The sequence below is a fragment of the Variovorax sp. V15 genome (assembly GCF_041154425.1).
In the GTDB taxonomy this organism is placed as follows: Bacteria; Pseudomonadota; Gammaproteobacteria; order Burkholderiales; family Burkholderiaceae_C; genus Variovorax; species Variovorax guangxiensis.
This window is the reverse complement of the sequence record NZ_AP028659.1, coordinates 4,513,667-4,526,981: the sequence shown is the minus strand read 5'-3', so window position 1 is coordinate 4,526,981 and position 13,315 is coordinate 4,513,667. Positions and strand designations below refer to the sequence as shown.

Sequence of the window (13,315 nt, the reverse complement as noted above, 5' to 3'; positions counted from 1 at the left end):
TCCGCGGTGTTCCTTCAAGGAGTAGGGGTCAGGGGGCGAGGCGTTCGCGAATCCAGTCGCTGCCCTCGAGCCGGTAGCGCAGCCGGTCGTGCAGGCGGCTCTTGCGGCCCTGCCAGAACTCCCAGCGGTCGGGCACCAGGCGGTAGCCGCCCCAGTGCGGCGGGCGCGGCGGCGAGAGCAGGTGCTTGGCGGCGTAGAGGGCCGCGTTCTTCACCAGCACGTCGCGGCCGCTGATCACTTCGCTCTGCGGGCTGGCCCAGGCGCCGATGCGCGAGTCGAGCGGGCGGCTCGCGTAGTAGGCGTCGCTCTCATCGGCGCCGGCTTTCTCCACCCGGCCCTCGATGCGCACCACGCGCTCCAGCTCGACCCAGTGGAACTGCAGCGACGCATAGGGGTTGCCCGAGAGCTCGCGGCCCTTGCGGCTCTCGTAGTTGGTGTACCAGACGATGCCGCGCGCGTCGTAGCCCTTGATGAGCACGATGCGGCTCGACGGCCGCAGGTCGCTGCCCACGGTGCACAGCGTCATCGCGTTGGGCTCGGGCACTTGCGCCTCGACGGCCTCGGTGAGCCAGCGCTCGAACTGCTTGAGCGGATCGTCGGCGCTTCGCGTCTCGTCGAGCTCGGCCCGCTCGTAGCTCTTGCGCAGCGCGGCCAGCGCGTCTTTGGAAAGAGGGGAAGTCATGCCGGGATTGTTGCGCACATACTCGGCCCATGACGACGCAGAAGGCGAATTCCCCGGTGGTGATCGTGCTGGCCTCGGGCCGTGGCGAGCGCTTCATCGCGGCCGGCGGCACCGGCTCCAAGCTCAGGGCGCTGCTGGCCGGCAGGCCGGTGCTGGAGCGAACGCTCGACGCGGTGCGCGCCAGCGGGCTGCCTTGGCATGTGGAAGACGCGGGGCATCCCGGCATGGGCGATTCGATTGCCGCGGCCGTGCGCGCCACTTCCGGGGCTGCCGGCTGGCTGATCCTGCCGGGCGATCTGCCGCTGGTGCAGCCGCGCACGCTGCAGGCCGTGGCGGCCGCTCTGAACGGTGCGGTGAATGCCGTGCAGCCGCAGTACCGGGGGGAGCGCGGCCACCCGGTGGGCTTCGCCGCCGTATGCGGCGCGCAACTGGCGGCGTTGGAGGGGGCTGCCGGCGCGGCGTCCGTCCTGCGGGCGATGCGCGCCATCGATTCGGTCGTCGATCTCGCGGTGGACGACGTGGGCGTCGTCACCGACATCGACACGCCCGAAGCCCTGGCGAGGGCCGAGGCGCTGTGGCTGGCGCGCGAGGGCGCCTAGCTCTTTCTCTCGGCGATCAGGGCTTCGCGATCACCGCGCAGGCGATGCGCGGGCCGGAGTTGCCCGCGGGCTGCGTCGTGAAGTCGTCTGGGTCGCGGTGCACCACCAGTGCGCGGCCGACGACGCTGTTGGCTGCGCCCGGCGTGAGCGAGATCGAGTGGTCTTCCACGCTGAAGCGGGCCACGCCCTTGGCGTCGGCCACCAGGCTCGGCAGTTCGCCTGCATGGCTGCCCGGCGCGCCGAACTTGCCGTGCGTGCCGCCGGTCGGGTTGAAGTGGCCGCCCGAGGCATTGCCGTTGTCGCCGCAGTCGCCCTTTTCGTGGATGTGGAAGCCGTGCTCGCTGCCCGGCACCAGGCCGCGCACCTCGCCCGCCACGCGCACGCCATGGTCGAGGGCGGTGAAGGTCACCGTGCCGCTCGTCGGGTTGGGCGTGATCGCGGCGGTCGGCACCAGCTCGACGGCGGAGCTCGGCTTGCCGCCCATGCTGCCGCAGGCGGCCAGCAGGGCCGACGCGAGGAGGAGAGCGCCGATGGCGGTGAGACGACTTTGGTTCATGTGTTTTCCTTGTTGGGTCCGGATGGTTGGGAGGAAGACTTCTTGTCTGCTGACCCCGGAACATATACCGGAGCCTGCGGCACATCGCAATCAGCGGCGTTCTCCGACAGCAGCTGCTCCTTCACCTCGGCCAGCGCCACCAGCCGGGCCAGCGCGGCGTCGTGGATCGAATGGCGCCGCAGCTCCAGCAGCGTCTGCTGGGCGTAGTCGAGCGAGCTGCCGTAGCGGCCCACGGCATTGGCGAAGATGTGGCGGTAGCGCTCGTCGCTGAGTTCGCCCGTGAAGTTGGGGCTGCGCCGCGAGAGCGTGAAAGCCAGCGCGCGCACGTCGCCCTCGGCCGTGCCGCAGCGCAGCCACCTGGGGTCGTACACGCCGGTGGGCATCTCGCGCAGCCAGAGCCGCCGCAGGGTTTCGAGCCCCTCGGCCTTCGGCACGCGGAACACCATGCCGCGGCAGCTGCCGCCGGAGAGCAGCCCGAACACCAGGCCCGGCGTCTGCACGCTGCCCCGGTTCACGCGGCTCCACATCTTCAGCGCCCGGTGCCAGCCGCGCACCCAGGCCTGGCGCCGCTCGACGAAGTCGAACTCGGGCCGCCAGATCAGCGAGCCGTAGCCGAAGAGCCAGAGGTCCTCGTGCCCGCCCCAGTCGGCGATGGCGCGCTCAAGCATCGGCTGCGGGTCGCGCAGGGGCGCTGGCATGGGGTCGAGTCCCGGCGGACCGGGGTTCGGCGCCGGCTCCGACACGGAAGTGCCGGAACCGCCACCTACAATTTCCTGATCATGGTTCACCGCACCATTATTTACCGGCCCCTTCCTTACGGAGCAAGACCCCCGATGAGCGACGACGACAGCCAGCAGAACTTCATCCTCGGATTCGTCATGGCGTTGATCGCCCTGGTGATCTTCTTCGTGGTGGGCATCGCCATCTGGCACAAGGGCCACGGCAACGCGGCCGCTGCCAAGCCGCCGGCGGTGACCGCGATGGTGACGACCATGCCAGCTCCGCCCCCGGCCCAGCCGGCGCCCAAGGTGGCCGAAGTCACCGAGACGGTGACCGTGGTCATCCCCGACGGCGCGAGCATCCGCGTGGTCGACGGCGTGGTGAACTTCTATTTCGCGACCGGCAGCGCCGACCTCGCGCCGGGCGCCGCGGAGGCCCTGGCCGCGGTCATCAAGGGCGTGGAGAGCGGCCGCAAGGCGGTGGTCTCTGGCTTCCACGACACCACCGGCGACGCCGCCATCAACGAGCAGCTCGCGAAGAAGCGGGCTGAGACGGTGCGCGACGTGCTCGTGGGCCTGGGCGTTCCGGCCGCCAAGGTCGACCTGCAGAAGCCCGCCGTGACGGCCGGCTCGGGCAACAACGCCGAGGCGCGCCGTGTCGAGGTCAAGCTGGTCGACTGACAGCCGCCTCGCCGCAAGAACAACAAGCCCGGCCATGCCGGGCTTTTTTGTGCGCGGCCTCTTTCAGCGCGCAACTGGGTAAATTCGTATTGCCCCGCGCTCGGATTTCATCGGGCTGCCGCACCCGGCTTGTTACCATGGGCCTCCAGGCCCAGAGTCGCCCGGGCGACAGCAGCAAGAGCCATAGACCCCCATGAGCAGCAGCACCAACCCCACCGTACGCGACGTCACCGATCGCATCCGCGAGCGCAGCCAGGGGCTGCGCAGCGCCTACCTCACCCGCCTTGCAGAACTCCGCAGCCGCGACCGCGGCTCCGACCGCATGGGCTGCGCCAACGTGGCGCATGCCGTGGCCGGCATTCCGGCCAACGACAAGTTCCGCGTGGTGGCCGAGCGCGCGCCCAACATCGGCATCGTCACCGCCTACAACGACATGCTCTCGGCCCACGCGCCGTACCAGGGCTACCCCGACATCATCAAGAACGAGGCCCGCGGCCTCGGCGCCACCGCCCAGGTGGCCGGTGGCGTGCCCGCCATGTGCGACGGCGTGACGCAGGGCACGCCCGGCATGGAGCTGAGCCTGTTCAGCCGCGACCTCATCGCCATGAGCACCGCCGTCGCGCTCACCCACGACATGTTCGACGCCGCGCTGATGCTCGGCGTGTGCGACAAGATCGTGCCCGGCCTGCTCATCGGCGCGCTGCATTTCGGCCACCTGCCCACCGTGTTCGTGCCGGCCGGGCCGATGCCCTCGGGCCTGTCGAACGGCGCCAAGTCGAAGGTGCGCGAGCAGGCCGCGCAAGGCCTGGTCGGCCGCCAGGGCCTGCTCGACGCCGAGATGGCGGCCTATCACACGCTCGGTACATGCACTTTCTACGGCACCGCCAACAGCAACCAGATGCTGCTGGAGGCCATGGGCCTGCACGTGCCCGGCACGGCCTTCATCCAGCCGGGCGACGCGATGCGCGAGACGCTCACGCGGGAAGCCGTGCGCACGGTGCTGGGCAAGGCGGGCAATGCGCCCTTCGACTGCCCGCCGATCGGCGTGATGGTCGACGAGCGCTGCATCGTCAACGCCATGGTCGCGCTGCTTGCCACGGGCGGTTCCACCAACCACCTGATCCACTGGGTGGCCGTGGCGCGTGCCGCGGGCATCGTGATCGACTGGGACGACTTCTCGAAGCTCTCCGACGTGGTGCCGCTGCTGAGCCGCGTGTACCCCAACGGCAGCGCCGACGTGAACGAGTTCCAGGCCTCGGGCGGCCCGGGTTTCGTGATCGGCGAGCTGGTGGAGGCCGGCCTCATGCATGCCGACGTGCTGACGGTGCGTTCGGGCGGCATCCGCGAATTCGCGAACATCCCGTCGCTGGCGAATGGTTCGGATGAGAAGCGCCTGCAATGGACTCCCGCCGCGCCGCTGAAGAACGAGGCCGTCACCCGTTCCGTCGACAGCCCGTTCAGCGCCACCGGCGGCCTCAAACTGCTGAGCGGCAACCTGGGCCGCAGCGTCATCAAGGTGTCCTCGGTGCCCGACGACCGCCACGTCATCGAGGCGCCCGCACGCGTCTTCGATTCGCAGGCCGCGCTGCAGAAGGCGTTCACCGCCGGCGAACTGGAGCGCGACGTGGTCTGCGTGGTGCGCTGGCAGGGGCCGCAGGCCAACGGCATGCCCGAGCTGCACAAGCTCACGCCACCGCTGTCGGTGCTGCAGGGCAAGGGGTTCCGCGTGGCGCTGGTCACCGACGGCCGCATGAGCGGCGCGTCGGGCAAGATCCCGGCCGCCATCCACGTCTCGCCCGAGGCCGCCGCCGGCGGGCCGCTCGCCAAGGTGCGCGACGGCGACCTGATCCGTCTCGATTCCGTCGCGGGTACGCTCGCCGTGTTGCTGCCCGAGGACGAATGGGCCGCGCGCGAGGTCGCGACGATGCCCGAGGCACAACGCATTGCCGACGGGCACGGCCTGGGCCGTGAGCTGTTCGCCGGCATGCGCCGCAATGCACTGACCGCCGAAGAGGGGGCCTGCTCCTGGCTGTGACCAGGGCGGCTTCTTCCACAAGGCGAGGCATACGTAACCAGTTGGAGCCAGGAAATGACTGAAAAACTCACCCCCCTCGACGTGATGCGCGACGCCCCGGTCATTCCGGTGATCGTGCTCAACGATGTGAAAGACGCCATCCCGCTCGCGCGCGCCCTGGTGGCCGGCGGCATCCGCATGCTCGAAGTGACGCTGCGCACGCCGCAGGCGCTGCAGTGCATCGAAGCCATCGCCAAGGACGTGCCCGAGGCCGTGGCCGGCGCCGGCACCATCCGCAGCGCCGCCGACGCGCAGGCCGCGGCGCTGGCCGGTGCGAAATTCGGCGTGAGCCCGGGCTACACGCGCTCGGTCGGCAAGGCATGCCACGACATCGGCCTGCCGCTCTTGCCCGGCGTGGCGACCGGCAGCGAGATCATGACGGCGCAGGAAGACGGCTACACGCAGCTGAAGTTCTTCCCCGCGCTGCAGGCCGGCGGCCTGCCGATGCTCAAGGCATGGCAGGGCCCCTTCGGCGATGTCACCTTCTGCCCGACCGGCGGCATCCACGCCGGCAACGCGGCCGAGTTCCTCGCGCTGTCGAACGTGGCCTGCGTGGGCGGCTCGTGGATCGTGCCGACCGACGCGATCCGCGACGGCGACTGGACACGCATCGAGCAGCTGGCACGCGCCGCGAGCCAACTGCAGCGCTGAGCGCCGCCGCCATGAGCAGCGCTGAATTCGACGCGAGCGATCTCAAGGTCATCGCGTTCGACGTCTTCGGCACCGTGGTCGACTGGCACAGCGGCATCGCCGCCGAGGTCGAGCGCGTGTTCCCTGGCGTGGACGGCGCGGCCTTCGCGCTGGCGTGGCGCGCGGGCTACCAGCCGGCCATGAAGGCGGTGATGGAGCGCATCGCCGCGGGCGAGGGCGGCTTCACGCTGCTCGACGAGCTGCACCTGAGCATGCTCGACCAGGTGCTGCACGACTTCAGCTTGGCCGATCGCATCGACCACGCCGCCAGGCGCGACCTGAGCCGCGCCTGGCACCGCCTGCCGGCATGGCCCGACTCGGTGGCGGGGCTCGCGCGGCTCAAGAAGAAGTTCACCATCTGCACGCTGTCGAACGGCAACATCGGCCTGCTCACCGAGATGGCCAAGCGTGCCGGCCTGCCCTGGGACTGCGTGCTCTCGGCCGAGGTGTTCAAAGCCTACAAGCCCGATCCGCGCACGTATCTCGGCGTGGCGGGCGTGTTCGACGCGACGCCGGGCCAGGTGATGCTGGCCGCCGCGCATCACGACGATCTGGCCGCCGCGCGCGCATGCGGCCTGAAGACGGCCTACATCGAGCGGCCCCACGAGTTCGGCCTCGCGCGGCCGAAGGATGTCTCGCCGAAGCCGGACAACAACCTGCACGCGCGCGACATCAACCAACTGGCCGAGCTGCTCGGCTGCTGATCAGTCGGCGAGCAGCTTTTCCACCGTGCGCAGGTTGCGCGTCGTGGTGCTCGACTTGTAGCGGGCCTTGCCGAGCAGCTTGGCCACGGGCGTGTCCAGGCTCTCGCCGCGCGGGCATTGCCAGTACAGCACGCCCTTGCCGCGTTCGAGCCGCTCGGTATCGGTATTGGCATCGACCGTGCCGGCCTTTTCCATGATCTCGTCGAGCATCGCCTTGTCGGAGCCGAACACGATGTACGGGTGGCGCTCCTCGTCGATGCGTTCGAAGGGGTAGGCAGCGGCGATCGCGGCAACGGTCTTCTGCGTGAGCAGCACGATCCAGGCGTCGTAGCCGAAGCGCTTGCGCAGCGCCTGCTCGATGCGCGTGCGAAGTGCTGCCGCGTCGCTCTCGGTGGTGTCGAACAGCACGTTGCCGCTGGCGAGCACAGTGCGCACCGCGCCGAAGCCCAGTTCGGCGAAGAGCGCCTTCAGGTCCGCGCTCTTGATCGTGATGCCGTTGACGTTCACGCCGCGCAGCAGCGCGACATGGCGCGTTGCCGTGGCGGCTTGCTTCTTCGCGGTTGCCATGGCGTATCCGGCGCCGGGGCCTTCAGCGCAGGCCGCCGCCGGCAGCCTTCTCGTCGCGCTGGATCAGTTCCACCTTGTAGCCGTCGGGGTCCGTGACGAAGGCGATGACGGTGGTGCCGCCCTTGACCGGGCCGGCCTCGCGCGTCACGTTGCCGCCGGCGGCCTTGATCTTCTCGCAGGCCGCGTAGGCGTCGGGCACGCCGAGGGCGATGTGGCCGTAGGCGGTGCCCAGTTCGTAGCTCTCGGTGCCCCAGTTGTAGGTGAGTTCGATCTCGGCCTGGTCGGGGTTGCCGTTGCCATAGCCGATGAATGCGAGGCTGTACTTGTACTCGGGGTTCTCCGAGGTGCGCAGCAGGTTCATGCCGAGCACCTTGGTGTAGAAGTCGATGGAGCGCTGCAGGTTGCCGACGCGCAGCATGGTGTGGAGGAGTCGCATCTCGTTGTGCCTTGTTCGTGGTCGTGGAGAGGGAAGCCCGCTATTGTCGGCCTCCCGGCGCGGCGATCAAGCGGCCAGTGTCAGCAGGTGGGCCTGGTGGCGCTTCAGGAACTCCATCAGGTGCTGCGGGTACTCGGGCACCACCGCGTCGCGCACGCTGGGGCGTTCGGCCAGCGCCTTGCGCCATGCATCGACCTTGGGCAGGGCGTCGAAGATGTGCGAGTCGCTGATCGCATCGAACACCTCGAAGTAGCGGAACACCGGCGCGAAGACCGCGTCGACGAGGCTGAAGCTGCCGCCCGCGAAGTAAGGGCCCTGGCCCAGCGCCGCTTCCACGCGCTGGAACTTGGCGAGCAGTGCCTGGCGCTTCTGTTCGAACACCGCCGCGTCCTGCGTGGTCTCGTAGCCCCAGAGGTCGCCGAGGATGGCCGAGCCGAACTCCATCCATGCGCGGTGTTCGGCGCGGGCGAGCGGGTCCTCGGGGTGCAGGCGAGCGCCGGGCTGGGTTTCTTCCAGGTACTCGCAAATCACGTTGCTCTCGAACAGCACGGCCTCGCCTCCGTCGGGCCTGCGCACCTTCAGCAGCGGCACCTTGCCGAGCGGCGAGATGTCGAGAAACCACTGCGGCTTGTTGGCAAGGTCGATCACGACGCGCTCGAAGGGCACGTCCTTCTCGTGCAGCGCGATCGCGGCACGCTGTACGTACGGGCAAAGCAGGTGGCTGACGAGGGTGAGGGATTGCTGGGGCATGGGGCTCTCCGTTTTCTGGATCGGTTGTGTCTGGATCGCGGCGATTCTTGCGGTCCTGAACAACCTTTTCCCGGAAAGCCCATTAGGGAAGCGGGCGCCTTGTGCTAGATGGGATCGACGGCCGTCGTATCTATCCAGTGCGTGATGCGCCCGCCGTGCATCACGCCGATGCGGTCCGCCATCGCATGCGCCTCGGCCTCGTTGTGCGTGACGAGAATGGCCGTCTGCCCCGCCTGCTTCAGGATGTCGCGCACCTCCACGGTGAGCCGTTCGCGCGTGCCGCCGTCGAGGTTGGAGAAGGGCTCGTCGAGCAGCAGCAGGGCGGGCGAAGGTGCGAGCGCGCGGGCCAGCGCGATGCGCTGCTGCTGGCCCCCGGAAAGCTCGTGCGGATAGCGCTCGCCCGCATCGGCGAGACCGACCAGCGCGAGCATTTCGACGACCCGCGACTGTTGTTCGGCGCGGCCCAGCCGGCGCAGGCCGAAGGCCACGTTCCTCGCGGCCGAAAGGTGCGGGAACAGTGCGTACTCCTGGAACATCATGCCCACGCGCCGCTGCTCGGACGGCAGGTGCTTCTGCGCGGACGACAGAAGCACCTCGCCGAGGCGGATCGTGCCGGCGCGCAGCGGCTCGAAGCCCGCGATGGCGCGCAGCACCGTCGTCTTGCCACAGCCGGAAGGGCCGAACAGGCAGGCGATGTCGCCCGCGTCCAGCGCCAGCGAGAAGCCGTCGACGACGGTGTGCAGGCCGCGCGGCGTGTCGTAGGCGAGGCTGATCGCGTCGAGGTGCAGTGGGGAGCTCATGTCATGTCTTCTCGGGAGCCAGCGTGGCCGAAGGTGCGCCCAGCTGGTTGCGCGCGAGCAGCACCACGGGCAGCAGGCCTGCGAGCACGATGGCGAGCGCGGCGATCGCGCCTTCCTCGTAGGTGCCACGCGCGGCCTCGGCATAGAGCCAGGTGGCGAGGGTGTCGAAGTTGGCGGGCCGCAACAGCAGCGTGGCAGGCAGCTCCTTCATCGCATCGACGAACACCAGCAGCGCGGCGGAGGCCATGGCGGGGCGAAGCAGCGGCAAGTGCACGCGGCGCAGCGTGCCGGCGGTGGTCTCGCCGAGCAGGCGCGAGGCCTGCTCGATGGCGGGTGGAATGCGCGAGAGGCCGGCCTCGATGCCACCGACCGGCATCGCGAGAAAGCGGATCGCGCAGGCCACGACCAGCACCACGCCGCAACTCATGAGCGGCAGGCCCTGCAGGCCGAAGGCCGTGGCCAGCGCCGAATCGAAGGCCAGCGCCGGCGTGAGCAGCCCGATGGCCAGCACCGTGCCCGGCACCGCATAGCCCAGCGTCGCAGCGCGCGCCTGCCAACGCGCGCGTGCGGGCCCCGAGCCCTGGCTGCGAGCGGCCCAGGCGACGATCAGCCCGGCTGCCACCGCGACGGCGGTGACCCCCGCTGCCAGCGTCAGCGTATTGCCGAGGCTCGCGATCAGCCCCTGCGAGATGCCGCCGCCCTGGCGCAGCCGCTTGGCGCTTTCCCAGACCAGGTAGAGGGCAGGCGCCCCGAAGCCGATCAGCACCGGCAGCGAGGCTGCCGCCGTCGCGGCCCAGCCCGCGGCTCCGTGCAGCCTGCGTGGCTGCACCGCGCGCATTCGCTGCGCCGAGCCGAAGCGCTGGTGACGCCGGCCGTTGCGCTCCAGCCAGACCAGCGCGATCACCACGAACAGCATCGCGCAGGCGATCTGCGCGGCGCCCGCGAGGTCGGAGCGCGTGATCCAGGTGGTGTAGACCGCGACCGTCAGCGTGTTCACGCCGAGGAATTCGGAAGCGCCGATATCGTTGAGCGTTTCGAGCAGCGCGAGGCTCAGCCCCACGGCCAGTGCAGGACGTGCCAGCGGCAGCGCCACGCGGAAGAAGGCTCCGCGCCGGCTCTCGCCGAGCATGCGCGCCGCCTCCATCAGGTGCGCCGGCTGCGTCATGAACATCGCGCGCGCCGTCATGTAGACGTACGGATAGAGCACGAAGCCCAGCACGAAGATCGCGCCGGGCATCGAGCGCAGGTCGGGCAGGCGGAATTGGCGCGGACTGTCGAAGCCCAGCATCCAGCGGATCGCGCCCTGAACCGGGCCGATGGGGTGCAGCAGGTCGAGGTAGGCGAAGGCGACGATGTAGGTCGGCATCGCCAGCGGCAGCAACAGGGCCCAGTGCAGGGTGCCGCGTCCGGGGAAGTCGTGCGCCGTCACCAGCCATGCGCAGCCGGTGCCGATCACCAGTACCAGCGCGCCAACGCCGGCAAGCAGCACGGCCGTGTTGAGCGCCGCCTGCGGCAGCACGTGCGCGAAGAGCGGCCCCCAGTGGCCCAGGCCCGAGCCGAAGGCCAGCCACGCCAGCGTGAGCACCGGTGCGAGCACGCCCACGGCGATCAGGAACGACGCGCAGCGCCAGGCCGGGCCGGCGGCTTGCAGGCCCGGCGGCTGGCGCCGCAGGAGACTCATTCAGTCAGTCGCCGGCAGGCATGCCCGGCGCTCGTCGATGTCACTGGTCGAAGCCAACCTTGTCCACAAGCGCGCTCGCCTGCTTGCGGTATTTCGCGATCTCGGTCAGCGGCAGAGGGTCGACCTTCAGCTCGCCGATGGTCTGGCCGATGATCGGGTCGAGGGCCACACCCTTGCGCACCGGGTACTCGTAGTTGGTCTGGGCGTAGAGGGCCTGGGCCGGCTCCGACACCAGGAACTCGAGCAGCTTGACCGCGTTGGCGCGCTGCGGGGCGTTCTTCGCCACGGCCGCGCCGCTGATGTTGACGTGCGTGCCGCCGCTCTTGGCATTGGCGAAGGTCGGGCGCACCACCTTGATGGCGTCGCCCCACTTGCGCGCGTCGGTGCCTTCCTTGGCGCTCTTCATCTGGCCGACGTAGTACGAGTTGGCCAGGCCCACGTCGCAGATGCCGCCGAGGATGTCGCGCGCCACATCGCGGTCGCCGCCGGTGGCCTTGCGTGCGAGGTTGGCCTTCACGCCGCGCAGCCACTGCTCGGCCTTGGCCTCGCCGTCGTGCGCGATCAGCGCGGCCACGAGCGCGGTGTTGTAGGGATGCTGGCCGGCGCGGATGCAGACCTTGCCCTTGTACCTGGGGTTGGCCAGGTCCTCGTAGCGGAAGCTGGTGAGCGGCAGGTTCTTGTCGGCGTAGAGCACGCGCGCGCGCATCGAGAGCGAGAACCACTGGCCGTCGGCGCCGCGCAGGTTGGCCGGAATGGCCGACTCGAGCGCGGCCGACTTCACGGGCTGCGTCACGCCGCCGTCGACGAGGTCCATCAGGTTGCCGATGTCCACCGTCATCAGCACGTCGGCGGGGGATCGGGCGCCTTCGGCCTTGACGCGCTCCAGCAAGCCGTCCTTCACGAAGACGGTGTTGACCTTGATGTTGCTCTGGGCGCTGAAGGCGGCGATGAGAGGCTGGATCAGCGCGGGCTCGCGCGTCGTGTAGAGCGTGAGTTCTTCGGCGGCCTGCGCGGGCAGGGCGGTGGCGGCCAGCCACGCGGCGCCTGCGCCAAGCAGTGCGCGCGCGGCGCGGCCTTGGACGCGCGAGCGTTGTTCGGTCATGAGGATCCTCCAGGAGCGGGTGTTCTAGAAAGCTCCGGCGCCGGCAGCGGATGACGTCGCCGCCGGTGTCGCGTGTTGCGGCCGCCGGATGAGAATAATTATCACTGGCCGCCCTGGATCGCGACGCCTTTGGACTTACAGGTTGAAGGCCTACTGCAGTCCGCCTTCGCCCGCTGGCCTCGCGGCTCAGCGCGCCGGCGGCACCTCGAAGACGAGGCAGGTGGTCGTTGCGTGCGCGTACAGCGTGCCGTCGGGACCGTAGAGGCGGGCCTCGGCGGTGGCGAGCTGTTTGCCGCAGTGGATCACCTTGCCTTCGGCGCGCACGCGCTGCACCTTGGGCGTGAGGCCCTTCACGTAGTTGACGCCGAGCTCTGCGGTGGTGTAGGCGCGGCCGGGCGGCATCATCGTGTGGACCGAGCAGCCCAGGGCCGAATCGAGCATCGTCGCGACCCAGCCGCCGTGGATGGTGCCCAGCGGGTTCAGGTGCTGCGGCAGCGGCGTGCCCTGGAAGATGGCCACGCCCAGGCGTGCCTCGATGATCGTGAAGTCCAGCGTCTTGGCGATGGCGGCGTAGGGAATGTCGCCGTTGAGCATCGCCTGCATGATCTCCAGGCCGGTCTTGCCGGCGATCTGGTCGGGGCGGGCGAGGCCGGGGCCCGGGCCGGCCTCGAGGCGGCCGGTGATCTTCTGTTCCTCGGCGATCCATGCGTCGAGCTGGCTGGTGGCTTGTGTCATGCCTGTGTTCCTTCTGGGGGCTTTGTGCCGGGGTGTTGATTGCATATGCAATAGTTGCACATACAATAATAGCCTATGGACACTCCCGCCAAGCCACGCGGCTGCACCAGCTTCAAGGTGCGACAGCTTTCGCGACGCCTCTCGCAGCACTACGACGCCGAGGTTTCGCAAAGCGGCCTCAAGACCACGCAGTACTCGCTGCTGTCGCACCTCGCGCGGCTCGGTCCCTCGCGTCCCGTCGACCTGGCGGCCGAGCTCAAGATGACTGCCTCCACCCTGAGCCGCAACCTGCAGCCGCTGATCGTCGCGGGCTGGATCGCGCAGGGTGCCGGCGCCGATGCGCGCAGCCGGCTGGTGCAGCTCACCGAGGAAGGCGAGGTCAAGCGGCGCGAAGCGCTGGCGCACTGGAAGACCGCGCAGCAGAAGCTGAATGCGTTGCTGGGCGTGGAGCGCGTGCTCGCGCTGCACCTGCTGATCGACGAGGCCATGGAGCTGCTGGGCGGCGAGGAAGAGCACGCCAGCGACGACTGACCCCCCAA

At 69.6% G+C, this 13,315-nt stretch carries 16 protein-coding genes; 6 read left to right on the top strand and 10 right to left on the bottom strand.

Annotation, left to right across the window (positions count from 1 at the left end; translation table 11 throughout):
• Positions 1-28: 28 nt before the first annotated feature.
• Positions 29-682 (bottom strand): pyridoxamine 5'-phosphate oxidase, encoded by a 654-nt coding sequence (pdxH, locus tag ACAM57_RS21560; RefSeq protein WP_126024097.1) that lies wholly within the window; start codon positions 680-682, stop codon positions 29-31.
• A 29-nt stretch (positions 683-711) separates the two neighbouring features.
• Between pdxH and ACAM57_RS21555 the strand changes: the two genes are divergently transcribed.
• The gene (locus ACAM57_RS21555; protein WP_369658848.1) at positions 712-1,281 is read left to right on the top strand and encodes an NTP transferase domain-containing protein; all 570 of its coding nucleotides are present in this window, start codon (positions 712-714) and stop codon (positions 1,279-1,281) included.
• Positions 1,282-1,297: 16 nt separating this feature from the next.
• On the opposite strand, the gene ACAM57_RS21550 is transcribed toward ACAM57_RS21555, so the two are convergent.
• Entirely contained in the window at positions 1,298-1,837 is a 540-nt protein-coding gene (locus ACAM57_RS21550; RefSeq protein ID WP_369658847.1) for a superoxide dismutase family protein, read from the bottom strand.
• Positions 1,834-2,535 carry a gamma-glutamylcyclotransferase gene (locus ACAM57_RS21545; RefSeq protein ID WP_126024100.1) on the bottom strand — a complete coding sequence of 234 codons (702 nt, stop codon included), beginning with the start codon at positions 2,533-2,535 and terminating at the stop codon, positions 1,834-1,836. Before ACAM57_RS21545 ends, ACAM57_RS21550 begins: the two co-directional genes overlap by 4 nt.
• Before the next feature lie 135 nt (positions 2,536-2,670).
• Between ACAM57_RS21545 and ACAM57_RS21540 the strand changes: the two genes are divergently transcribed.
• The 4 genes from ACAM57_RS21540 (at position 2,671) to ACAM57_RS21525 (ending at position 6,705) form a co-directional block, all read left to right on the top strand.
• Complete coding sequence (locus tag ACAM57_RS21540; protein ID WP_184636094.1) at positions 2,671-3,237, top strand: OmpA family protein; 567 nt, start codon at positions 2,671-2,673, stop codon at positions 3,235-3,237.
• A gap of 193 nt (positions 3,238-3,430) precedes the next feature.
• A complete protein-coding gene (gene edd, locus ACAM57_RS21535; RefSeq protein WP_369658846.1) occupies positions 3,431-5,272 on the top strand; it encodes a phosphogluconate dehydratase in 1,842 nt (613 codons plus the stop codon).
• Positions 5,273-5,326: 54 nt separating this feature from the next.
• A complete protein-coding gene (gene eda, locus ACAM57_RS21530; RefSeq protein ID WP_369658845.1) occupies positions 5,327-5,962 on the top strand; it encodes a bifunctional 4-hydroxy-2-oxoglutarate aldolase/2-dehydro-3-deoxy-phosphogluconate aldolase in 636 nt (211 codons plus the stop codon).
• A gap of 11 nt (positions 5,963-5,973) precedes the next feature.
• Positions 5,974-6,705: a haloacid dehalogenase type II gene (locus ACAM57_RS21525; RefSeq protein WP_369658844.1), complete on the top strand. Its 732-nt coding sequence runs from the start codon at positions 5,974-5,976 to the stop codon at positions 6,703-6,705.
• On the opposite strand, the gene ACAM57_RS21520 is transcribed toward ACAM57_RS21525, so the two are convergent.
• The 7 genes from ACAM57_RS21520 to ACAM57_RS21490 all read right to left on the bottom strand — a co-directional run bounded on the left by ACAM57_RS21520 (position 6,706) and on the right by ACAM57_RS21490 (position 12,776).
• Positions 6,706-7,272: a DUF1697 domain-containing protein gene (locus tag ACAM57_RS21520; RefSeq protein ID WP_369658843.1), complete on the bottom strand. Its 567-nt coding sequence runs from the start codon at positions 7,270-7,272 to the stop codon at positions 6,706-6,708.
• A gap of 22 nt (positions 7,273-7,294) precedes the next feature.
• Entirely contained in the window at positions 7,295-7,708 is a 414-nt protein-coding gene (gloA, locus tag ACAM57_RS21515) for a lactoylglutathione lyase (RefSeq protein ID WP_369658842.1), read from the bottom strand.
• A 66-nt stretch (positions 7,709-7,774) separates the two neighbouring features.
• On the bottom strand, positions 7,775-8,458 hold the full coding sequence (locus ACAM57_RS21510) for a glutathione S-transferase family protein (protein WP_369658841.1): 684 nt from the start codon (positions 8,456-8,458) through the stop codon (positions 7,775-7,777).
• Positions 8,459-8,562: 104 nt separating this feature from the next.
• Positions 8,563-9,258 (bottom strand): ABC transporter ATP-binding protein, encoded by a 696-nt coding sequence (locus tag ACAM57_RS21505; protein WP_369658840.1) that lies wholly within the window; start codon positions 9,256-9,258, stop codon positions 8,563-8,565.
• Between the two features lies 1 nt (position 9,259).
• Positions 9,260-10,939: an ABC transporter permease gene (locus ACAM57_RS21500; RefSeq protein WP_369658839.1), complete on the bottom strand. Its 1,680-nt coding sequence runs from the start codon at positions 10,937-10,939 to the stop codon at positions 9,260-9,262.
• Between the two features lie 40 nt (positions 10,940-10,979).
• Positions 10,980-12,041, bottom strand: coding sequence for a Fe(3+) ABC transporter substrate-binding protein (locus ACAM57_RS21495; RefSeq protein WP_369658838.1), 1,062 nt, complete (start codon positions 12,039-12,041; stop codon positions 10,980-10,982).
• A gap of 186 nt (positions 12,042-12,227) precedes the next feature.
• Positions 12,228-12,776, bottom strand: a complete 549-nt coding sequence (locus ACAM57_RS21490) for a PaaI family thioesterase (RefSeq protein ID WP_369658837.1) — start codon at positions 12,774-12,776, stop codon at positions 12,228-12,230.
• A 75-nt stretch (positions 12,777-12,851) separates the two neighbouring features.
• Here ACAM57_RS21490 and ACAM57_RS21485 point away from each other — a divergent pair, with 75 nt between their 5' ends.
• A complete protein-coding gene (locus ACAM57_RS21485) occupies positions 12,852-13,307 on the top strand; it encodes a MarR family winged helix-turn-helix transcriptional regulator (RefSeq protein WP_126024114.1) in 456 nt (151 codons plus the stop codon).
• The last annotated feature ends 8 nt before the right edge of the window (positions 13,308-13,315 follow it).